At 61.1% G+C, this 22,155-nt stretch carries 18 protein-coding genes and 2 tRNA genes; 8 read left to right on the top strand and 12 right to left on the bottom strand.

Features of this window, described 5'->3' with window-relative positions:
* Positions 1-226 precede the first annotated feature (226 nt).
* Complete coding sequence (locus LUU92_RS23455) at positions 227-1,426, bottom strand: CaiB/BaiF CoA transferase family protein (RefSeq protein WP_257102711.1); 1,200 nt, start codon at positions 1,424-1,426, stop codon at positions 227-229.
* Positions 1,427-1,562: 136 nt separating this feature from the next.
* Between LUU92_RS23455 and LUU92_RS23450 the strand changes: the two genes are divergently transcribed.
* Positions 1,563-2,105 carry a YaeQ family protein gene (locus tag LUU92_RS23450; RefSeq protein WP_032858231.1) on the top strand — a complete coding sequence of 181 codons (543 nt, stop codon included), beginning with the start codon at positions 1,563-1,565 and terminating at the stop codon, positions 2,103-2,105.
* Positions 2,106-2,165: 60 nt separating this feature from the next.
* The gene (recJ, locus tag LUU92_RS23445) at positions 2,166-3,875 is read left to right on the top strand and encodes a single-stranded-DNA-specific exonuclease RecJ (RefSeq protein ID WP_071489291.1); all 1,710 of its coding nucleotides are present in this window, start codon (positions 2,166-2,168) and stop codon (positions 3,873-3,875) included.
* A 76-nt stretch (positions 3,876-3,951) separates the two neighbouring features.
* On the opposite strand, the gene LUU92_RS23440 is transcribed toward recJ, so the two are convergent.
* The 4 genes from LUU92_RS23440 to LUU92_RS23425 form a co-directional block, all read right to left on the bottom strand.
* Positions 3,952-5,232 (bottom strand): virulence factor family protein, encoded by a 1,281-nt coding sequence (locus tag LUU92_RS23440; RefSeq protein WP_071489292.1) that lies wholly within the window; start codon positions 5,230-5,232, stop codon positions 3,952-3,954.
* Positions 5,232-7,874 (bottom strand): bifunctional lysylphosphatidylglycerol flippase/synthetase MprF, encoded by a 2,643-nt coding sequence (gene mprF / locus LUU92_RS23435; RefSeq protein WP_071489293.1) that lies wholly within the window; start codon positions 7,872-7,874, stop codon positions 5,232-5,234. Before mprF ends, LUU92_RS23440 begins: the two co-directional genes overlap by 1 nt.
* Positions 7,875-8,153: 279 nt before the next feature.
* Positions 8,154-8,230, bottom strand: a tRNA-Met gene (locus LUU92_RS23430).
* A gap of 205 nt (positions 8,231-8,435) precedes the next feature.
* Positions 8,436-8,512, bottom strand: a tRNA-Met gene (locus LUU92_RS23425).
* A gap of 279 nt (positions 8,513-8,791) precedes the next feature.
* Here LUU92_RS23425 and dinB point away from each other — a divergent pair.
* Positions 8,792-9,850, top strand: coding sequence for a DNA polymerase IV (gene dinB / locus LUU92_RS23420; protein ID WP_064054577.1), 1,059 nt, complete (start codon positions 8,792-8,794; stop codon positions 9,848-9,850).
* A gap of 130 nt (positions 9,851-9,980) precedes the next feature.
* Here dinB and LUU92_RS23415 read toward each other — a convergent pair whose 3' ends face one another.
* The 4 genes from LUU92_RS23415 to LUU92_RS23400 form a co-directional block, all read right to left on the bottom strand.
* Positions 9,981-10,934 carry a hypothetical protein gene (locus LUU92_RS23415; RefSeq protein ID WP_222540366.1) on the bottom strand — a complete coding sequence of 318 codons (954 nt, stop codon included), beginning with the start codon at positions 10,932-10,934 and terminating at the stop codon, positions 9,981-9,983.
* A gap of 20 nt (positions 10,935-10,954) precedes the next feature.
* Positions 10,955-12,670: a proline--tRNA ligase gene (locus LUU92_RS23410; protein WP_257102710.1), complete on the bottom strand. Its 1,716-nt coding sequence runs from the start codon at positions 12,668-12,670 to the stop codon at positions 10,955-10,957.
* 182 nt (positions 12,671-12,852) lie between these two features.
* A complete protein-coding gene (locus LUU92_RS23405; RefSeq protein WP_071489296.1) occupies positions 12,853-14,385 on the bottom strand; it encodes an AmpG family muropeptide MFS transporter in 1,533 nt (510 codons plus the stop codon).
* Positions 14,386-14,428: 43 nt separating this feature from the next.
* Complete coding sequence (locus LUU92_RS23400) at positions 14,429-14,782, bottom strand: MGMT family protein (protein ID WP_071489297.1); 354 nt, start codon at positions 14,780-14,782, stop codon at positions 14,429-14,431.
* Positions 14,783-14,936: 154 nt separating this feature from the next.
* Between LUU92_RS23400 and LUU92_RS23395 the strand changes: the two genes are divergently transcribed.
* The 5 genes from LUU92_RS23395 to groL all read left to right on the top strand — a co-directional run bounded on the left by LUU92_RS23395 (position 14,937) and on the right by groL (position 19,566).
* Positions 14,937-15,944 carry a DUF481 domain-containing protein gene (locus tag LUU92_RS23395; protein ID WP_071489298.1) on the top strand — a complete coding sequence of 336 codons (1,008 nt, stop codon included), beginning with the start codon at positions 14,937-14,939 and terminating at the stop codon, positions 15,942-15,944.
* 106 nt (positions 15,945-16,050) lie between these two features.
* Positions 16,051-16,782, top strand: coding sequence for a HugZ family pyridoxamine 5'-phosphate oxidase (locus tag LUU92_RS23390; protein WP_071489299.1), 732 nt, complete (start codon positions 16,051-16,053; stop codon positions 16,780-16,782).
* A gap of 66 nt (positions 16,783-16,848) precedes the next feature.
* Positions 16,849-17,325, top strand: coding sequence for an FxsA family protein (locus LUU92_RS23385; protein WP_016975517.1), 477 nt, complete (start codon positions 16,849-16,851; stop codon positions 17,323-17,325).
* Between the two features lie 247 nt (positions 17,326-17,572).
* Positions 17,573-17,866: a co-chaperone GroES gene (locus LUU92_RS23380; RefSeq protein WP_003193940.1), complete on the top strand. Its 294-nt coding sequence runs from the start codon at positions 17,573-17,575 to the stop codon at positions 17,864-17,866.
* Positions 17,867-17,916: 50 nt separating this feature from the next.
* Entirely contained in the window at positions 17,917-19,566 is a 1,650-nt protein-coding gene (groL, locus tag LUU92_RS23375; RefSeq protein ID WP_257102709.1) for a chaperonin GroEL, read from the top strand.
* Positions 19,567-19,641: 75 nt separating this feature from the next.
* Here groL and LUU92_RS23370 read toward each other — a convergent pair whose 3' ends face one another.
* From LUU92_RS23370 to LUU92_RS23360, 3 genes are all read right to left on the bottom strand, one after another.
* The gene (locus LUU92_RS23370; RefSeq protein ID WP_222540365.1) at positions 19,642-19,989 is read right to left on the bottom strand and encodes a hypothetical protein; all 348 of its coding nucleotides are present in this window, start codon (positions 19,987-19,989) and stop codon (positions 19,642-19,644) included.
* A 120-nt stretch (positions 19,990-20,109) separates the two neighbouring features.
* A complete protein-coding gene (locus LUU92_RS23365; protein ID WP_257102708.1) occupies positions 20,110-21,408 on the bottom strand; it encodes an ATP-binding protein in 1,299 nt (432 codons plus the stop codon).
* Positions 21,398-22,096, bottom strand: coding sequence for a response regulator (locus LUU92_RS23360; protein ID WP_071489303.1), 699 nt, complete (start codon positions 22,094-22,096; stop codon positions 21,398-21,400). The genes LUU92_RS23365 and LUU92_RS23360 overlap by 11 nt, the downstream gene beginning before the upstream one ends.
* Between the last annotated feature and the right edge of the window lie 59 nt (positions 22,097-22,155).

Raw genomic sequence — 22,155 nt, 5'->3', positions numbered from 1 at the left:
AGAATTGTTTAACTATGGAAACTTCCTACAGCGCGACCGGTCAGACTTTGTAACAGCAAGAGCAAACATTGTGCTCCGGTGTTTGTGCCTTGCTGTACTGGTCTTTGTAGGCCACGTTTAACCCCAAAGTGTCTCCCCACGCTTTGGGGTTTCTTTTTGCCTGCGATTTGTCAGGCAAGTCATCTGGCACAGGGCATCTGGTGCCAAAGCCTGGCGGAATGGGACATCAGATCGCGCCTTCCTCGCGCAAGCGCACAATGGCGGCCGCGTCGTAGCCCAGGCCAGCGAGTACTACGCTGTTATGTTCACCCAGTTGCGGCCCCACCCATTCGCAACTGCCCGGCGTGTCCGACAGCTTGGGCACGATGCCCGGCATCTTGAATTCCTTGCCGCCGGGAAGCCGGGCCTTGAGGAACATCTCCCTGGCGAGGAATTGCGGGTCGCCCAACATGTCCTCGGCGCTGTAGATCCGGCTGGCAGGCACCTCGGCTTTGTTCAACAGGTCGACCACTTGGTCCAGCGGCAGCGAATTCACCCAACGATCTATCACCCCATACAGCTCGTCACGGCGGCCATCACGCCCGTCGTTGCTGGCCAGCACCGGATCGTTGGCCAAGTCCTCACGGCCAATGGCCGACATGAAGCGCTTGAAGATCGCATCACCGTTGGCGCCGATCTGTACATGCTTGCCGTCGGCGCTGGTGTGGATGGAGGAGGGCGTAATGCCGGGCATGATGTTGCCGGTGCGTTCGCGAATAAAGCCAAACACGTCGAACTCGGGGATCATGCTTTCCATCATGGCGAAGATGGCTTCGTACAGTGCCACATCCACCACCTGGCCCAAGCCACCGTTGACCTCGCGATGACGCAGCGCCATCAGCGCGCCGATGACTGCCCACAATGCGGCAATCGAATCGCCAATGGAAATGCCGGTGCGCACCGGCGGGCGGTCTTCGAAACCGGTGATGTAGCGCAGGCCGCCCATGGACTCGCCGACTGCACCAAACCCGGGTTGGTCTTTCATCGGTCCGGTCTGGCCGAAGCCGGAGAGACGCACCATCACCAGCTTGGGATTCAGCGCATGCAGGGTCTCCCAACTCAGGCCGAGTTTTTCCAGCACGCCGGGGCGGAAGTTTTCGATCAGGATGTCGGCGCCCGCCAACAGTTGCTTGAGAATGGCCAGGCCGTCCGGGTGCTTGAGGTTCAGCGTCAACGACTGCTTGTTGCGCGCCTGCACGAACCACCACAGCGACGTGCCCTCGTACAGCTTGCGCCATTTGCGCAGCGGGTCGCCGCCGTCCGGCGATTCGACCTTGATCACCTCGGCGCCGAACTCCGCGCAGATTCGTGAGGCGAACGGGCCGGCGATCAGGGTGCCGAGTTCGATGACTTTCAGGCCGGCAAGTGGTTTGGCATTGAACGACATGAGGATCCTTGTCTGCGCAGGGCGGTGGTGTGATGCCTTTTAACATAGGCGAGCAGCCCAGGGCAGCGCAGGATTCGTTGATTGGCCTCCTCATCGGTTAGACTGGCCGCCTTTCCCTGTCTCTAGAAGCCCGTTCATGGCCCAGCCGTCCACGACCTACAAATTCGAACTCAACCTCACTGACCTTGACCGCTCGGTGTATGAGAGCGTCAAACAGACCATCGCCCGCCACCCGTCGGAAACCGAAGAGCGCATGACCGTGCGTCTGCTGGCCTACGCACTCTGGTACAACGAGCAGTTGTCGTTCGGGCGTGGCCTGTCAGACGTAGACGAACCAGCTCTGTGGGAAAAAAGCCTGGATGACCGGGTGTTGCACTGGATCGAAGTCGGCCAGCCCGATGCCGACCGCCTCACCTGGTGCTCGCGCCGCACCGAACGCACCAGCCTGCTGGCCTATGGCAGTCTGCGTGTGTGGGAAGGCAAGGTGGTGCCGGTGGCAAACAACCTGAAAAACGTACACATCGCCGCTGTGCCGCAGGAAGTCCTGGAGACTCTGGCCAAGGACATGCCCCGCGTGATCAAGTGGGATGTAATGATCAGCGAAGGCACGATCTTCGTCACCGACGACCGCGGCCAGCACGAAGTGCAGTTGCAGTGGTTGGTCGGCGAACGCGGTTGATTGAGTCGCCGCCGGTCACCTGTTTTATTTCCGTATCAGAAGAGAAGTTTTCGTCACCCCATGCGTATCGATCCCCGCCCGTTGCCTGCCGTCCTGCCGTTTCTCGGTGAATTGCCACCGCTGTTGACCCGCCTCTATGCTGCGCGCGGCGTGCAATCCGAGGCCGAGCTGGATAAAAGCCTGGCGCGGTTGATTCCCTATCAGCAGCTCAAGGGTATCGACGCGGCGGTGGACCTGTTGGTGACGGCGTTGGAGCAACGCCAGCGCATCCTCATTGTCGGTGACTTCGACGCCGACGGCGCCACCGCCAGCACCGTGGGCACCTTGGGCCTGCGCTTGCTCGGTGCGGCCCATGTCGATTACCTGGTGCCCAACCGTTTCGAATACGGCTATGGCCTGACCCCGGAAATCGTCGCGGTGGCCCTGCAGCGCGAGCCGCAGTTGCTGATCACCGTGGACAACGGCATCTCCAGCGTTGAAGGTGTGGCAGCGGCGAAGGCGGCGGGGTTGCAGGTGCTGGTGACCGACCACCACTTGCCCGGCGACGAGTTGCCGGCGGCAGATGCCATCGTCAACCCGAACCAGCCCGGCTGTGAATTCCCGAGCAAGGCGCTGGCCGGCGTGGGGGTGATCTTCTACGTGTTGATGGCCTTGCGTGCGCGCCTGCGCAGCTTGGGTTGGTACGAGAACAAGCCACAGCCAAACATCGGCGAGTTGCTCGACCTGGTCGCCTTGGGCAGCGTCGCTGACGTGGTGCCCCTGGACGCCAACAACCGCATCCTGGTGCATCAGGGGCTGGAACGTATCCGCGCCGGTCGTGCACGGCCGGGGATCAAGGCGATCCTGGAAGTGGCCAAGCGCGACGCCGCGCGTATCACCTCCACCGACCTGGGGTTCATCCTCGGGCCGCGTTTGAACGCAGCCGGACGCTTGGATGACATGAGCCTGGGCATCGAGTGCCTGCTCACCACCGACGTGGCCGCGGCCCGTGAAATGGCCGCGCAACTGGACGGCATGAACCAGGACCGCAAATCCATCGAGCAAGGCATGCAGCGCGAGGCCCTGGCCCAGCTCAAGGACTTGCCGGTGGAGTCGATGCCCTACGGTTTGTGCCTGTTCGACCCGGAATGGCACCAAGGTGTGATCGGGATTCTGGCGTCGCGCATGAAAGAGCGCTATTTCCGCCCAACCATTGCCTTCGCCGACGCTGGCGACGGTTTGCTCAAGGGCTCTGGGCGCTCTGTGCAGGGTTTTCATATCCGTGACGCCCTGGCGGTGGTCGCCAGCCAGCATCCGAACCTGATCAGCAAATACGGCGGTCACGCCATGGCGGCAGGGCTGACATTGCCCGAGGAAAACTTCCCGTTGTTCGCCGAAGCCTTCGATGCCGAAGTGCGTCGGCAACTGCGCGAAGAAGACCTGACCGGGCGCCTGCTGTCTGATGGCACCCTTGCAGTGGAAGAGTTTCATCTGGAACTGGCCCGTGCGCTACGGCATGCCGGGCCGTGGGGGCAGCACTTCCCTGAGCCGTTGTTCCATGGCGTGTTTCAGTTGGTGGAGCAGCGCGTAGTGGGGGAGCGGCACCTGAAGGTCGTGCTCAAGAGCGAGTGCGGGTCGGTGAAGCTGGATGGCATTGCATTTGGCGTGGACCGTGAGGTCTGGCCGAACCCGACGGTGCGTTGGGTGGAATTGGCTTACAAGCTGGATGTGAACGAGTTTCGCGGGAATGAAACCGTGCAGTTGATGATCGCGCACATCGAGCCGCGTTAGATCTCACCAACACCACAAAACCAATGTGGGAGGGGGCAAACCCCCTCCCACATTTTGATTTGTGTAAGGCTCGGGCTTATTCGGTTTTGGTTTGGTGCTTGACGATGATATCCACCAACCGCTTGGCCAGCGCCGGGTAGTTCTCATCGAAGTGATGCCCGCCTGGCAACTTGATGGCTTCACCTACAGCCGTCTTGTCTGTGCAGCCACTCTCGTCGACTTCTTCGGCGCCGTAGATGCACACCACTTTGTCAGCCGGCAGTTTGGCCATTTCCGGGCCTGTGGCCGCTTCTTTGCCCGCGTTGCCCAGCCAGCCTTCGACTTCAATCTCGAAGCTGCCAGTCCGTGCGAATGCCAGCAGGATGATTGCGTCCACACGCTGCTGCTCGTTCTCCGGCAGGCGGTTGTAGATGGCCGGCAGTACATCGGCACCGAACGAATAGCCGGTCAGTACGAAGCGCTTGGTGCCCCACTTCTGACGGTAGTGCTGCATCAGCTCGGTGAGGTCCTTGGCGCTTTGTTCCGGGGTCTTGTGCTGCCAGTAATAGCGCAGGGTGTCGATGCCCACCACCGGATAACCGATCTTGGCCATTTCACCGGCCACGTCACGGTCGAGGTCGCGCCAGCCGCCGTCGCCGGACAGGAACAGGGTGACAGTGTCCTTGGCCTGGCCGGCCGGTACTTCAACCACCGGTATTGCCAGGCCGCCATTGTCCGAGCCCACCAGTTGCTTGCGCAGCTCGTTGTTCAGCACTTGCGGGTAATGAATGTCGTAGTCGCTGATGCTGGTGGTGGCGCGCGGTGTGTCGCGTACGAAACTGGCGCTTTCATCGTCAGGGTTGTCGTTCCACGCCACCAGCCAGTTGCCGTGGGCGGCTGTCTTCGGCAGTGGGTCCTTGCAGCCTTCCTGCACCAGGGCGAAGCCGACGGAGATGGCGTTGGCCTTGTCGTCGTTCTGGGTGGCCAGCCAGCGCCAGGCGAGGGCAGCGCCAGGGCCGATGCCGCTGACCAGTGTCGCCGGGCCCTTGAGCTGGGCCAGGGCGCCTTGCAGCGCTTGTTCCTGCAGCTTGCAGTCATCCTTGGGCAGGACCACCTGGACAATCTGCGCCTTGCCGCCTTGGCTCAGGGCAATCAACTGGCTGTCGGTCAGGGTTTCATCGGCCATTACGGCCACGGCCACGCGGGCTTTCGGCGTGCCGTTGGGGGTCACCCGGGTCATGACCGAACCGTCGGCCTGGGGCAGTTGCTCCAGCACCGGCTGAGGGGCAGGGCGGTTCCAGTACCAATAGCCGCCACCCAGGACCAGGGCGAGCAGCACTACAAAGGCCAATACATACCGCCAGGAGCGTCGAATCATCAGCGTTTCACCAATCCAGTCAAGCCGCCCGCGATCAGGGCGGCGGTATCGGCCAGTGCCACCAGCGGATCAAGTCCTGCGGGCACGGCCATGTAACGGGGTTCCCAGTCAGGCTGGAACTTGTCTTTGAAGCGGCGCAAACCTTGGAAGTTATACAGTTGCTCGCCACGGCGGAACACCATCGAGCCCAGGCGTTGGGTCAACGGGGCGCCGCGTCGTGGTTGCAGGCCCGACAACGGCACCATGCCGAGGCTGAAGCGGGCATAGCCGTGACTCTTATAATGTTGAATCAGGCCGACCATCATGAATTCCATGGTCAGCTTGGGCGCGTCCGGATGGGCGCGCATCAGGTCGAGACTGGCCAGGTCATGGTTGTAGGTCTCAAGCAGGTTGGCGAAGGCCACCGGGCGCCCTTCGAAGCGAATGATCGCGATGCGAAAGTGCTTGAGGTAGTCGTCGCTGAAGCGTCCCAGGGAAAAGCCTTTTTCCCGTACGTTCTTGCCGGTCAGCCAGGCATCGGAGATCACCTTGAGTTCGTCCATCGGCGCCGTGCCCGGTTCGCAGATCTCCAGGGACAGGCCATCCCGCGAGCCGCGGTTCCAGGTGTAGCGCAGGTCCTTCATCTCTTTGCCCTTGGCTTCCAGGTCAAAGCGTTTGAGGTCGACACGGGCTTCTTCGCCCAGTTTGATCGCGGTGAGGCCGATGTCCATGTAGTACGGCAGGTTCTCCGCACGCACCTGGTAGAACACCGGGCGGGCGTGGTGGATGTCGCACAGGTCACGGAACTGCCAGATCATCTCGGCCCGTGGCTGGGTGGGGCCAATCGGGTCGTACAAGGCTACCAGGCTGCGGCCGCGACGGGCGTACATGAGGAAAGCTTCATCATTGGGGTGGAACAGCAGCGCCTTGTCGCCGGTGAGCGCCAGGCCGCCGTCAGGCTGGGAAGAGGCCATCAGGATCTTGCTGGCGCGCTCCAGTTCATCGGGTGTCGGCAGATGGATCACCGGGCGCGCAGTACGCAGCAGCCAGGTCAGGGACACGATCACCAGCAACACGGCGGCGCCCAGCAGCGAGCGCAGGCCACGTGGGGCGTTGGCGTCCAGGGTGAACTGCCACCACAGCTGATGGCTGTACGGGACATCCTGGTAAGCAAACAGCAGCAGCCAGATCGACGCCCCGAGTACGCAGACACTGGCCACCAGGTACAGCGGCGAGAAGGGCAGCTCGGTGAGGCGGCTGGCGCGATAGAACGAGCGTCGGAAGATCGCCAGCAGGATCGCGGTCATGGTCATCAGGCTGGCTTCTTCCCAGTCGAAGCCTTTGAGCAGCGAGAGCAGGGCGCCCACCAGCAGCAGCACCATGGTCAGCATCCAGGCGGCCGACAGGCGTCGACGCAGGCCCTGGGCCAACAACAGGCACAACACGCCGATCAGGCTGGCGCCAAAGTGCGAGGCGTCAATCAGGCGGTGAGGAATCAGGAAGCCGATGTTTTCCAGGCGTGAGTCGATTTCGGGCGTGGCGCCAGAGAACAGCAGGACCACGCCGGACAAAAAAACCAGGACGGCCAGTACCGGCGCTGCCAGCCCCGAGGCGACCCGCAGGCTTTGCTGGGTCTGGAACAGGCGCTGGGCTTCGTTGACCAGCAGGAACACGCAGGCGATCAGCAGAGGCAGCACCACGTAGATCATGCGGTACAGCAGCAGGGCGGCGGCCAGTGGCGCGGCGCCCAGTTTGTCGGCGAACGCCGCCAGCAGGATCGCTTCGAATACACCCACACCACCCGGTACATGGCTGAGTACACCGGCGGCCAGCGCCAGCAGGTACACGAGCAGGAAGGGGCCGAAGGGTGGCGCCTCCGGCAGCAGCATATAAAGGACGGTAGCGGCAGCGGCAACGTCCAGTGCGGTAATGATCAGTTGCAGGAAGGTCAGGCGACGGCCCGGCAGGCGCAAGGTGCGGCGGCCGGCTTTTACCAGCAGGTTGTCCGGGTAGGGCTGTTCCGGCAGGCGGCGGCGATAAATGCCGATGCACAAGACCGCCGACAACAGCAGCACCGCGCCAGCAATACCGCCCAGCACCGCTTGTGGCAAATGCAGGTAGGTTGATGCGGCGGGCAGGTTACTCAGTGTTGCCAATGCAGCCAGTGGCGGCAGGGCAGTGCCCAGCGCCAGGCTGGCGAACACGGTCATATGGGCGACTTCGGATGCACCGATGCCATGGCGTGCATATAAACGGTAGCGCACCGATCCGCCGGAAAGCATCGACAGACCAATGGCATTGCCGATCGCGAAGGCGGTGAAACCACCGAGGGCCAGGGTCTTGGCGGGCAGGTTCACGCCGGCATAGCGGGCGCCGGAGAACTCATAGCCTAATAGAATGACAAAACCGGCGACGGCTGCGGCAAACGCACCGAGCAGGGCTGGCTTGGGCACTTCCAGGATCGAGTCGTGGAGCGCGTAGAGGTCCAGCTCCAGCAGCAGGTGGCGGCAGGCGATCAGGGCGATGGCAAACAGCAATAAGGTGACGGCCAGCCCGATAGGCTGCCGATACTTGCTCACCAGATCCAGCCAACGCAAGCGGGTGGGTGTGATCGGTTGTTCTGCTGTGACAGTGTCTTGTGTTTCAGACGAGTTGGCGCGCATCAATCACCTCGTGGATTGTGCGCGACAGGATGGAGGTATCCAGCCAAGTTACCAATCCCTATGGACAAAATAATTACAAATATTAACGCGTATCGCCGGGGGCGGCGACTGCGGCCATTGGTCGTAGAGGGCAGCGCTTGAGCATTGAGCATAGCTTGCAATGAGATGGACTCTACAAACCGCGCGCGGTTTCATGAAAGATGCCATGCCATTGTTTCAGAAGAACTTTTTCACCGGATACAAAAAAGGCCACTCTTTCGAGTAGCCTTTCTTGATGTTTGGTTGCGGGAGCCGGATTTGAACCGACGACCTTCGGGTTATGAGCCCGACGAGCTACCAGACTGCTCCATCCCGCGTCTGTGGGCGGCATTCTACAGTCCAACGCCGAGGTGTCAACCGTTATCGGGCCGATGGGTCAAATAAGTGTGAATTGGCCTCTGAATGTTGGTCATGCACCGTAAGTGCGCGATGGCAAAGATTTTTTTGTCTTACAATTTTCGTACATGACAAAACAGGCACGCACAAAAAAGGCCACTCTTTCGAGTAGCCTTTCTTGATGTTTGGTTGCGGGAGCCGGATTTGAACCGACGACCTTCGGGTTATGAGCCCGACGAGCTACCAGACTGCTCCATCCCGCGTCTGTGTGTCGGCATTCTACAGAGGAACGCCGGTGTGTCAACCTGTGAATTAAAGAAAAGCGCTTGTGGTTCAATCGCTTAGCTCTCTATAAAGGCCCCTTGATACCCCTCGGGCCCAGTCTGGCCGAGGCTTTCAGCTCTATCGTAAGGGCAAATCCGATTGAGAAAATAAATTCATCCTGGAATTTTCCTACCGCTCAAGCGGAAGATTCAAACTACTGGTGCTATATACAGGTGTGAGTGCGATACTGGCCACCCGTAGGTAAACACCCCGTTTATATGACGCAGCGCAAAATCATCCACGTCGACTGTGATTGCTTCTACGCCGCCATCGAGATGCGCGATGACCCGAGCCTGGCGCAAAAACCGCTGGCGGTGGGCGGCTCGGCGGACCGGCGCGGGGTGATCGCCACCTGCAACTACGAGGCACGCGCCTATGGCGTGCGCTCGGCCATGTCGTCGCGACATGCCTTGAAGCTGTGCCCGGACCTGACCATCGTCAAGCCGCGCATGGATGCCTATAAGGAAGCCTCCAAGGAAATCCAGACGATCTTTCGCGACTACACCGACCTGATCGAGCCGCTGTCGCTGGATGAGGCTTACCTGGATGTGTCCGACAGCCCGCACTTTGGCGGAAGCGCCACGCGCATCGCCCAGGACATTCGTCGCCGTGTCTCCAACCAACTGCATATCACCGTGTCCGCAGGCGTGGCGCCGAACAAGTTCCTGGCCAAGATCGCCAGCGACTGGAAGAAGCCCAACGGCCTGTTTGTGATTACCCCGGACCAGGTCGAAGATTTTGTCTCGCAGTTGCGGGTCAGCAAGTTGCACGGTGTGGGCAAGGTCACGGCCGATAAACTGGCACGCCTGGGCATTGAAGACTGCCTGCAACTGCGCGAGTGGAACAAGCTGGCGCTGGTGCGCGAATTCGGCAGTTTTGGCGAGCGGCTGTGGAGCCTGGCGCGTGGGATCGATGACCGTGTGGTGCAGAACGATAGTCGTCGGCAATCGATCAGTGTGGAAAATACCTACGATGTCGACCTGCCGGATCTCTCAAGCTGCCTGGCCAAACTCCCGGAGCTGATGGAAACCCTGGCCGGGCGCATGGCGCGCATCGACAGCAGTTACCGGGCCGGCAAGCCGTTCGTGAAGGTGAAGTTTCATGACTTTACCCAGACCACATTGGAGCAGGCGGGGGCAGGGCGGGACCTGGAGAGTTATCAACAGTTGCTGACGCAGGCGTTCAACCGGGGGGGGAAGCCGGTGCGCTTGTTGGGGATTGGGGTGCGCTTGCTGGATCTGAGTAACGGCAACGAGCAGCTCGAATTCTCCTGGTAAAAATGGGGAGCAAATTGTGGGAGGGGGGCTTGCCCCCGATAGCAGTGGATCAGCCAGCCTATCTATAGCTGACCCGCTGCAATCGGGGGCAAGCCCCCTCCCACATTTGACCGCCAACAATTTGAGGGGCTCAGCGTGCTCCAGGATCTGCGACTAGCCGCCCCGCATCCTTGGTCAGCGCCTGCAGAAACTCTTGCTGCAACTCGGGATCATTGCGGGTCAGTTCGATCAGGCTCTGTTCCAGTTCGCTGGCTTCTTCTTCCAGGCCCAGTTCCGACAAGCGCTTGACCCGGTGCACCCACTGGCTGACTTCGTCGTCTTCCAAGTCGTCGTAGATCAGGCCGTGGGCTTCCAGCAACTTGCCGCGCAGGGTGCTGCTGATCGCCAGGGTCGAGTCCGAATGCACATCGTCCTGGCCATCTTCCACACTGATCTTCAAGGTCGTGACGCGGTTCAGGTCCTGCTCGGCAAATGGGCTGTCCAACAGGTTCAGGCGCAGGACGCCGTTGCGGTCGGTGGTCAACTCATGGGTCTGCTTGCCGGCGGTGACCTGCACCGGGCGTTCGCTCCAGGGCAGGCTCGAATACTCCACGCGCTTGTCGCGCTGGACTTCATCGATACCCGCCAGGTTCTGTTGCGCACGGCCGTGGGATTGCACGTTCATGAACGGGTTGAGGCCGTCCACGCCATAGATCAGCCAGTCATGGGTCATGCTGGTCGGCAGGTGGCCGAGGGCGAAGATATTCGCCACGTTGGCGCCCGCGCCCGCCACCAGGGCGACTGCACCCAAGGGCATCTCGTAGAGCTTGCGCCAGGGCTGGTAAGGGGTATAGCGGTCGTAACGACGGGTGACTTCGAACTCGGTGACCTCGAAGGTCTTCTGCTCGTGAATGCGAACCCGGCGTTGCGGCAGCTCCAGCACTTTGGGCTCGCCGACATCGATCTGCAGGCTGTGGTCGAGCAACTTACGCTCGACCCGCTCCTCGTGCTCACTGCGCTGCGACATCTGGTTGGCGCAGCCGCTGACCAGCAGGGCGCCGCACAAGGCGGCGCCCCCCAGGGCTCTGGTGTTTCGCTTGAACATGACTTCTCTTGATCTGGTTTTCAGCGACGAATACGCGCCTGGAGGAAAGACAGCACGTCAGCCACCGGCAACGGTTGGGCTTCGGCTTCGGTCCGGCTCTTGTATTCCAGATTGCCATCGGCCAGGCCGCGGTCACTGACCACGATCCGGTGCGGGATGCCAATCAGTTCCATGTCGGCGAACTTGATGCCCGGGCTGGTTTTCTTGTCCCGGTCATCCAGCAGCACTTCAAAACCAACAGCCGTCAATTCGGCATAGAGCTTGTCGGTGGCTTCGCGCACTTGCTCGGTTTCATAACGCAGCGGCACCAGGGCGACCTGGAACGGCGCCAGGGCGTCACTCCAGATGATGCCTTTGTCATCGTTGTTCTGCTCGATGGCAGCGGCAACCACGCGGGATACGCCAATGCCGTAGCAGCCCATCTCCAGGGTGATCGGCTTGCCGTTCTCGCCCAGCACTTCGCACTTCATTGCCTTGCTGTACTTGTTGCCCAGCTGGAAGATGTGCCCGACTTCGATGCCGCGCTTGATTTCCAGGGTGCCCTTGCCGTCCGGGCTAGGGTCGCCGGCCACGACGTTACGCAGGTCGGCCACGGTCGGCACCGGCAGGTCACGTTCCCAGTTCACGCCGAAGTAGTGCTTGTCGTCGATGTTTGCGCCGATCCCGAAGTCGCTCATCAGCTCGACCGAACGGTCGATGATGATCGGCAGCGGCAGGTTCAGTGGGCCGAGCGAACCGGCACCGGCGCCAATGGCGTCGCGCAGTTCGGCGTCGGTGGCCATGACCAGCGGGCTGGCCACGCCAGGTTGGTTGGCGGCCTTGATTTCGTTGAGCTCGTGGTCGCCACGGATTACTAGGGCGATCAGCTTGCCTTCCTCCTCGGCGCGCACGATCAGGGTCTTGATGGTCTTTTCAATCGGCAGATTGAATTTCTCCACCAGGGCCGCGATGGTCTTGGTATCCGGCGTGTCCACCAGGCGCAGTTCTTCGGCCGGCGCCGGGCGGGATGTTTCCCGTGGCACGGCTTCGGCTTTCTCGATGTTCGCCGCGTAGTCGGAGCCGTTGCTGAACACGATGTCGTCTTCGCCGGACTCGGCCAGCACGTGGAATTCGTGGGAGCCGGCGCCGCCGATGGAGCCATTGTCGGCTTCAACTGGGCGGAACTTCAGGCCCAGGCGCGTGAACACGTTGCAGTAGGCCTGGTGCATGCGGTCGTAGGTGACCTGCAAGGACGCCTGGTCAGCGTGGAACGAATAGGCGTCCTTCATGATGAATTCGCGACCGCGCATCAAGCCGAAGCGTGGGCGGATTTCGTCACGGAACTTGGTCTGGATCTGATACAGGTTCAGCGGCAGCTGCTTGTAGCTGCTCAGCTCGTTGCGCATCAGGTCGGTGATCACTTCTTCGTGGGTCGGGCCGGCGCAGAAATCCCGGCCATGGCGATCCTTGAAGCGCAGCAACTCCGGGCCGTACTCTTCCCAGCGCCCGGATTCCTGCCACAGTTCAGCCGGTTGGGTGCTCGGCATCAACACTTCCAGAGAGCCGGCGGCGTTCATTTCTTCACGAACGATGGCTTCGACCTTGCGCATCACCTTCAAGCCCATGGGCAGCCAGGTGTACAGGCCGGAGGCCAGTTTGCGGATCATGCCGGCGCGCAGCATCAGCTGATGACTGATCACGACCGCGTCTGAAGGCGTTTCTTTCTGTGTGGCGAGCAAATATTGACTGGTACGCATGGTAGGCCGTTGTCGGTTGCTTGGACTTGAAATGACTTGGGATTGTACGGGCGCCGGCTGCTGGAGTACAGGCATCAGAACGCAGAGGGGTATGTGGGAGGGGGCTTGCCCCCGATAGCGGTGGATCAGTAACACATAAGCGCCTGACAACCTGCTATCGGGGGCAAGCCCCTCCCACATTGTCAGTCTTCGGTCGGCGGACTCAACCGCGCCCGCCGATTTTCCTGGAACCAGTGCAACGCGATCAGGAACAGCGTCGGCACGCCCAGCAGGCAGGTGATCAGGAAGAAATTGTGATACCCGAACTTCTCCACCATCACCCCCGAATACCCGCCGATCAGGCGTGGCAGCAACAGCATGATCGAGCTGAGCAGGGCATATTGGGTGGCGGAGAACTTGAGGTTGGTCAGGCTCGACAGGTACGCCACAAACGCCGAGGTCGCCAGCCCTGAGCTGAAGTTATCCAGGGAAATGGTGAAGATCAGCATCTGCAGGTCCGGGCCCATGTCGGCGAGCATCACGAACAGCAGGTTGGTGCCGGCCGACGCCACACCGCCGATGAACAGGATCGGCAGGATACCGAAGCGCACAATCAGCAGGCCGCCCATGCCTGCACCCAGCAGGGTCATGATCAGGCCGAAGATCTTGCTGACGCCGGCGATCTGGTCCTTGGTGAAGCCCTGGTCAATGTAGAACACGTTGGCCATCACGCCCATCACGGTGTCGGACATGCGATAGGTGGCGATCAGTCCCAACAACAGCAACGCTTGCCAGCGGTAACGCAGGATGAAGTCATTGACCGGTGTCAGCACCGGCGCCAGACCCCGGCGACCCATGGCCGACAGGCACAGCGACGTGAGGGTTATATAGAGGATGGCGCGCAGGAAGGCGCGGTCTTCCATCAGCAGATCCCACAGGCTCACGCCGTGGAATATCACGCTGCCGAAGTCCGTGTTGAACAACTGGGTAAACATTGCCGGTACCGATACCAGCAGCACGATCAGCACGAACACCGATGCCAGTTGGTGTACGAAGCTGTAGCGCCCGGCCTGCAACTGGGTGCGCAGTGGCACATCAGGTTCGCGCATGAACAGCGTGGTCAGCAGTGCCGGAATCATCAGCACGCCGAACAGTACGTAGGTGCCGGTCCAGGCCGAGTGCTTGTAGTTGAAACCGGTGGAGCCGAACCCTTCGGCAAAAAACAGTGCGCCTGCCGTGGCCAGCAGCGCGGCGATGCGATAACCGGACATGTAGCTGGCGGCCAGCGCAGCCTGGCGGCTGTCGTCGGCGATTTCCAGACGGTAGGCGTCGACCGCGATGTCCTGGGTGGCGGAGGCGAAAGCCACTATGACGGCGATAGCGATCAGCCAGGACAAGTGTTTCTGCGGGTCGCAGAAGCCCATGCCGATCAATCCGAGGATCACCAGCGACTGGGCCAGCACCAGCCAGGAACGGCGGCGTCCGAGTTTACCGAGCAGCGGCAGGCGCCATTGGTCGAGCAGCGGCGACCAGACCCATTTAAAGGCATACGCCAAACCGATCAGGCTCGCATAGCCGATGGTCTCGCGTGCCACACCGGCCTCGCGCAACCACACTGAAAGCGTCGAGAACACCAACATGTAAGGCAGGCCGGCGGCAAAGCCGAGCAACAACAGGACTAACGTCGAAGGGCTGGCATAGGCAGCGAGCGCGGCGCGCCAGGTTTTACGGGGCATGGGCTGGAGTCTGCCTCAGATTTGCGGAAACAAAGCGCGCACTCTAACCGCTGTGCTCTACCGGGCGCCAGCCATGGCGCTGAATATCCACGCGATTGTTGCGGACCATGACGCCTTCATCGCGCAAACGCGCCCGTTGTTCGTCACCCGAGGCACTGCCCACCGGCAGGCTTATCCGACCACCGGCACCCAGTACGCGGTGCCAGGGCAGCCGGGTGTCCTCGGGCAGTTGGCTCAACGTACGGCCCACCCAGCGTGCGGCACGGCCAAGGCCCGCCAGGTGAGCCAGCTCGCCGTAACTCACCACGCAGCCTTCGGGCACTTGCGCCAGGGTCAGGTACAGCGCGGTACGGCGCATCTCGGCGGGGCTTTGCGGCGACTCGGCAGGTTGATTCATTGAGCGGCTATCCGTTTAAATCGTCGGCATATTTGTAAGAAACGTCTGTAAACATCGCGATGAGCATTGAACTCGACCTCGATACTTGAGTCAGTCCTAGCTATCTAACACGATAATGCCTCCTTTTCGCCAACCTTGAGCCCCATACCCGCTTATGTTGTCCAGAACCCTGCTGTGCCTCGCTGTTTTCAGTGCTTCCACGCCCTTGTTGGCCGACACCGTCTGGTTGAAGAACGGTGACCGCCTGACTGGCAAGATCAAAGTCTTCGATGGCGGCAAATTGCTGATCCAGACTGACTACGCCGGTGCCATCCCCGTGGACTGGAAGCAGGTGAAAACCCTGGAGAGCGACCAGGAGTTGCTGGTCAAGCAGGACGCCTACACCGGCGAGAAAGCCAAATCCCTGAAAGCAGCGGAGGATGGCAAGGTGGTGCTGGCCAACGGTGAAGCGCCCAAGACGGTGGACTTGGCAAGCATCCAGCAGATCATCAAGCCCAAGCCTGTGATCGAAGACCTGGTGTGGAAGGGCAATGTGGACATGGCGCTGGACTATAAACGCGCCGACAAAGACACCAACGACTACGACATCGATTTCAAGACCACCGCACGCCATGGTCAATGGCGCCATACCGGACAGGGCGAGTACAACCGCGAATTCCAGGACGATGTCACCACCACCGACAACTGGGCACTGGAATACGATCTCGACCGCTTCCTGACCGAACACTGGTTCTGGCAGGGGCGCTTGACCTACAAGCGTGACAAGGTTGAAGACCTCTCGCGCCAGCGCACCGTCGGTACCGGCCCTGGCTACCAGTTCTGGGACGATGAGCTGGGGGCGTTCTCCCTGGGCTCGCTGGTCAACCGCACCGACTATGAATACGCCGACGGCGGCAAGGACAACTTCTATTCCCTGGCCATGAAGTGGAACTACAACCGCTACCTGGTGGGCAAGACCGTCGAATTCTTCACCAATGGTGAGGTGGGCAAGCCTATCGACGGTCCTGCTGAGTACTCGCTGGATGCGGAAATGGGCCTGCGCTACAAAGTCACCGAGTGGGCCTCCCTCAACCTCAAGGCCGAGCGCGACGTGATCAGCGGCGACTCCGACAGCAGCCTGAGCAAGACCCGCTACACCGCGGGCTTCGGCGTGGCCTGGTAACACGGTCGAACAAAACCTGCTTGGCAACCTTTGCCGATAATGATTACCTTGCGTTGAGATCCATTCCCATATGCCATGGGCGGCTGAATACCCGAGGAGTCATACGTTGAGCGCACAGGTTGCCAAGAACGCCCGAGAGCTGTTGCTCAAGGAATACCGTGGGGCTCTCTCCACTTTGTCCAAAGCCATGCCCGGCTTCCCGTTCGGCTCGGTCGTACCGTATTGCCTCGACGATCAGGGTCGCCCGTTGATCCTGATCAGTCGTATCGCCCAGCACACCCACAACCTGCAGAAAGATCCCAAATGCTCTTTGCTGGTGGGGGAGCGCGAGGCCGATGATGTGCAGGCCGTCGGGCGCCTGACCTACCTGGCCGAAGCGGAAAAACTGGAGGAGGGCGACGCCATCGAGGCGGCGGCCGAGCGTTATTACCGCTACTTCCCGGATTCTGCCAACTACCACAAGGCCCACGACTTTGATTTCTGGGTTCTCAAGCCCGTACGCCACCGGTACATCGGTGGCTTTGGCGCGATTCACTGGGTCGACCAGTTGACCCTGGCCAACCCGTTCGCCGGCAAGGCCGAGCGCAGCATGATCGAGCACATGAACAGCGATCACGCCAAGGCCATTGCCCATTACGTCGATCTCAGCGGTTTGCCCACCTCCGAGCCCGCCCAATTGGCCGGCATCGACAGCGAAGGCATGCACCTGCGTGTCGGCCAATCCTTATATTGGTTGCCGTTTGCGGAGCCTTGCAACACGCCGACACAAGTACGCGAAGCCCTGGTTTCATTGGCCCACGCCGAGGCCTGGCCGAAAAAAGCCAGCGCCGACGCTTGAATTCACGAAACGGCGACGTCATCTAAGGTGAACTGGCAAGGCATTCTTGCGTTGAGGAACCATTTGATGCGCCCTTTTTTATTGCTCTTTCTGCTGTTCCCGGTGTTGGAGCTGTTCGTATTCGTTCAAGTCAGCAGCGCGATCGGGTTTTTCCCGGCCCTGTTGCTGATCATTCTCGGCTCGATGCTCGGCGTCCTGGTGCTGCGCGTCGCCGGCCTGGCCACGGCGCTGCGTGCCCGTGAAAGCCTGAACCGTGGCGAGCTGCCCGCCCAGACCATGCTTGAAGGCCTGATGATGGCCCTGGCGGGTGGCCTGTTGATCCTGCCGGGCTTCATCAGCGATGTGGTCGGCCTGGTGATGCTGCTGCCGTTCACCCGCAAGTTGCTGGCCGGCAAGATGCGCCAGCGTGCCGAAGAGGCGGCGATTCGCCAGCGAGCTTTCGCCGACGACCTGCAACCCCGTGGCGGCCCCGCTCCGCGCCAGCCGCTGGGGCGTGAAGGGGATGTGATCGAAGGCGAGTTCGAACACCGCGACAGCAAATAACCGCTTCATTGGCACGGCACCTTCGGGTGCCGTGCTGCGTTTACCCGCAGGCAGACACAAAAAATTTCATCCCCGGCCCCTTGTAATAAGCATATGCGCCCTTATGTAACGGTCACCGCAAGGTTTCTGGTGGTGACACTGGACAGACTTCCGCGTTTCGCCCCGCGAACCGCGACCGGCACCGCCGGAATTTAACCCGCCGGAATTGATACCGGCCGATGAAAAACACAATTAGGAGAGATCGACAATGAAGCTTCGTCCTCTGCACGACCGCGTCGTAATCCGTCGCAGCGAAGAAGAAAAGAAAACCGCTGGCGGTATCGTTCTGCCAGGTTCGGCTGCTGAAAAAGCCAACCACGGTGTGATCGTCGCTGCGGGCCCAGGCAAGACCCTGGAGAACGGTGATGTACGCGCGCTGGCCGTGAAAGTGGGTGACAAGGTTGTTTTCGGCCCTTACTCCGGCAGCAACACAGTGAAAGTCGACGGCGAAGACCTGCTGGTTATGGCTGAGAACGAGATTCTCGCTGTTCTGGAAGACTGATTTCCCCGCTCATTTTCCCGTTACTCCAAAGTATTTAAGGAATATCGATCATGGCTGCTAAAGAAGTTAAATTCGGCGATTCCGCCCGCAAGAAAATGCTCACCGGTGTCAACGTCCTGGCTGACGCAGTAAAAGCGACCCTGGGCCCGAAAGGCCGTAACGTGATCATCGAGAAGAGCTTCGGCGCTCCGACCATCACCAAGGACGGCGTTTCCGTCGCCAAAGAAATCGAACTGGAAGACCGTTTCGAAAACATGGGCGCGCAGCTGGTCAAAGACGTTGCCTCCCGTGCCAACGATGACGCAGGCGACGGTACCACCACCGCGACCGTCCTGGCCCAGGCGATCGTCAACGAAGGCTACAAGGCCGTCGCTGCCGGCATGAACCCGATGGACCTCAAGCGCGGCATCGACAAGGCGACCATCGCCATCGTTGCCGAGCTGAAAAACCTGTCCAAGCCATGTGCGGACACCAAGGCTATCGCTCAAGTAGGCACTATCTCCGCCAACTCCGACAGCTCCATCGGTGACATCATTGCCCAAGCCATGGAAAAAGTCGGCAAGGAAGGCGTGATCACCGTGGAAGAAGGTTCGGGCCTGGAAAACGAACTGTCGGTTGTCGAAGGCATGCAGTTCGACCGTGGCTACCTGTCCCCGTACTTCGTCAACAAGCCGGAAACCATGGTTGCCGAGCTGGACAGCCCGCTGATCCTGCTGGTCGACAAGAAGATCTCCAACATCCGCGAACTGCTGCCAGTGCTGGAAGCCGTTGCCAAAGCCGGCCGCCCACTGCTGATCGTTTCCGAAGACGTTGAAGGCGAAGCCCTGGCGACGCTGGTTGTGAACAACATGCGTGGCATCGTTAAAGTCGCAGCCGTCAAGGCGCCAGGCTTTGGCGACCGTCGCAAGGCCATGCTGCAGGACATCGCCGTATTGACCGGCGGTACCGTTATCTCCGAAGAGATCGGTCTGAGCCTGGAAAGCGCCACCCTGGAACACCTCGGCAGTGCCAAGCGCGTGACCATTTCCAAAGAAAACACCACCATCGTTGACGGTGCTGGCGTTGAAGGCGACATCGAGTCCCGTATCGCTCAGATCCGTGCCCAGGTTGCCGAAACTTCCTCGGACTACGACCGTGAAAAACTGCAAGAGCGTCTGGCCAAGCTGTCCGGCGGCGTTGCAGTGATCAAGGTTGGCGCCGGTTCCGAAGTTGAAATGAAAGAGAAGAAGGCCCGCGTTGAAGACGCCCTGCACGCAACCCGCGCAGCCGTTGAAGAAGGCGTGGTACCTGGCGGTGGCGTTGCGCTGATCCGTGCTCTGGAAGCCCTGACCAACCTGACCGGCGACAACGCTGACCAGAACGTGGGTATCGCTGTGCTGCGTCGCGCTGTTGAAGCGCCGCTGCGTCAGATCGCTGCCAACTCCGGCGACGAGCCAAGCGTTGTAGTCAACGAAGTCAAGAACGGCAAAGGTAACTACGGTTACAACGCCGCGACTGGCGTCTATGGCGACATGATCGAAATGGGTATCCTGGATCCTACCAAGGTGACTCGTTCCGCACTGCAAGCAGCATCCTCCATCGGCGGCCTGATCCTGACCACCGAAGCGGCTGTCGCTGACGCTCCGAAGAAAGCCGAAGTAGGCGGTGGCGGCGGTATGCCAGACATGGGCGGCATGGGTGGCATGGGCGGCATGATGTAAGCCAGCCTTACCCGGCTCATAAAAAACCCCGCCTGCAGTGATGCAGGCGGGGTTTTTTTATGTCCGGTTGACCGCTCAACCCATGCCGCCGCGTCGCAACAGCTTCTTGAATGTCATCCCCCTGGCAAGCGCCGAGGGCACACGTGCAGCGGACCACGGTGCAGACGTGTGGCCGAGCGGGCCTTGGGCAGACAGAGTCGCGGCTTTAGTGCGTGGCCTGGGTATGGGCCGCCGCCAGCGGCTGGACATGGTCACCTCGCCCAGCAGTTTAAGGGTGTGGGCGTCGTAGCCGGGTGACTTGATCGAACCAGTGAAGTCAGGCGCTGCGCGGCTCACGGCAGCCGCCTGGCTGGCCAGTAGTGCGCTGGCGACGATACACAGCGATAGCATCAACGTGGATAAATGCTGTTTTGGGGGACGCATGAACGGGCTCTCCAACCGGGTCCAGAGGACGGGGACCCAGGGCGCAGGGGCAACCCTGGATCAGGTGGCGAGATTACGGAGAATGCCAACGGTTCACTGTCACAGGCTGTAACACGCAGGCTATTGCGGACGCAGCGGCAGGATCAGGGTCAGGCGTGCCCCGCCCAACGGGCTGCGCGCCACGGACAACTCACCGCGATGCCATTGGCTGGCGCGCCTGGCCAGTGCCAGCCCGAGGCCGAAGCCGCCGGGGTCATCGCCGCCCATGGCCAGTCGCACAAACGGCTCAAATATCTTTTCGCGGTTTTCGGCGAGTATGCCGGGGCCGTCGTCGTCCACATGCAGCACCAGGTGCTGGTCATCCTGGTGGGCAGCGCTGACGCTCACTTGGTCACGGGCGTAGGTGATGGCGTTGCTCAACAAGTTGCGCACGATCAAATGCAACAAGGCGCGGTCGCCGATCAATTGCAGGTCCGCCGGCTCGGTGTCCAGGCTCAGGCGCCGCTGGTGCCCGTCGAGCAAGGCAAACTCCTGATGCAGCCAGTCACGGATAGGGATGGGCTCATGCTGCAGGTCGGCGGGTGCGCCCGCCATCCGGGCAAAGGCCAGGCTGGCGCGCACCAGGGCTTCAAGCTCTTCCACATCGGTTTGCAGGCGTTCCTGCAAGCGTATGCGCGTGGACGGGTCGTCGCTTTTGCCCAGCAGGGTCAAGGCAAAACGCATGCGTGCCAGCGGCGTGCGCAACTCATGGGAGACGGCCTGGGAAACCTCTCGGTGACGTTCGCTCATGGCGTTGATGTCGTGTGCATGTTGCTGCAAGGTCTGCAGCACGGGCGCCCATTCCTTGCCCATGGCTGGCAGCATCGCATTGGGCGTACGGGCCAGGGTGCCCAGGCAAACATCGAGTGCTTGCAGGTCGGCGCTACGCTGGCGGCGTGCGCGCAGACCGAACCACATCCACAGCACCAGCGGCAGACCGGCCACGCACGCGGTGATCCCATACACCGGGAATTGCAGCAGGTCCTTGACCTCGGCGGTTCCCCAGATCGGGCCGAATTGGATCAGCGTTTTGTCGTCGAGCGGGAAATAGGTGATGTCTTCATCGCTGCTCTGCGCCGGTTGCTGGTGCTGAAGCATGATCAGCGCTTCGGGCGGCAGTTCGACCTCATCCAGGGTGACGAGCCGGATCGGGTACTGGAAGCGCGCGCGCAGTACCTCCATACGCGCTTCACGCTGGTCAGCCGGCAAGGCCTTGAGCTGCTCCGCCACCAGATAGCCCGGCCCGGCCATCAAGCGCAAAAAGCTGTATTCGCCGACAAACACCGAGGCATTGGCGCACAACCACAGCAAATACAGGGTCAACGCGCCCCAGCCGGTGCCCGCGAGAATCGCCATCCAGGGTCGCACTCTAGAGAACATGCCGGGCCTCTTGCGGTGTCTCGACAAACAGGTAGCCCTGGGCGGTGATAGTCTGGATCGTCACCGGGCAGCCCAGGCTCATCAGCTTTTTGCGCAGGCGCGACACGCGCATATCCACCGAGCGATTGAGCCCGTCGTACTCCAGGCCGCGCAGGCTTTGCAGGAGTTTTTCCCGGGTCAGCAACACCCCGCAGTGGCGGGCGAAGATCGCAAGCAATTCGAACTCGGCCACCGAGAACTGCAAGGGCACCTCATCGAGCCAGGCGAAATGGCAGTCGAGGTCCAATCGAAACGTGCCCCACTGGTAATACGCACGGGGTGCCTGGGGATGGCGACGTAGCAATGAGCGGATACGGGCCAGCAACAACAGCGGGTCGACCGGTTTGACCACGTAATCGTCCGCACCGACGTTGAACCCCGTCAGTTGCTCGGCGTTTTCGTCGAGTGCCGTCATCATCAGGATCAGGCCGGGGTACTGCTCGCGGATCTGTCGGCACAGGGTAAAACCGTCGATGCCGGGTAGCATCACATCCAGAATCAACAACGCCGGTTTTTCGTCGAGAATACGCTGGGCGGCACGGTCGCCACGGTGCTCCACCGCCACGCTGAAACCTTCGGCGCGCAGGAACTCCGCCGTCAGGGCGGCCAGTGGGCGGTCATCTTCGATCAGCAGCAGGGTGTCGGACATGAAAAGGCGTCGTCGCCGGAGAATGGGCGCAAGTCTTACGCCCTTGCCCCGCAGGAGGC

Origin of the sequence: Pseudomonas extremorientalis (assembly GCF_024584605.1) — a bacterium.
GTDB classification, from domain to species: Bacteria; Pseudomonadota; Gammaproteobacteria; order Pseudomonadales; family Pseudomonadaceae; genus Aquipseudomonas; species Aquipseudomonas extremorientalis.
The sequence above is the reverse complement of the archived record's forward strand: the minus strand, read 5'-3'. Positions and strand labels throughout refer to the sequence as shown.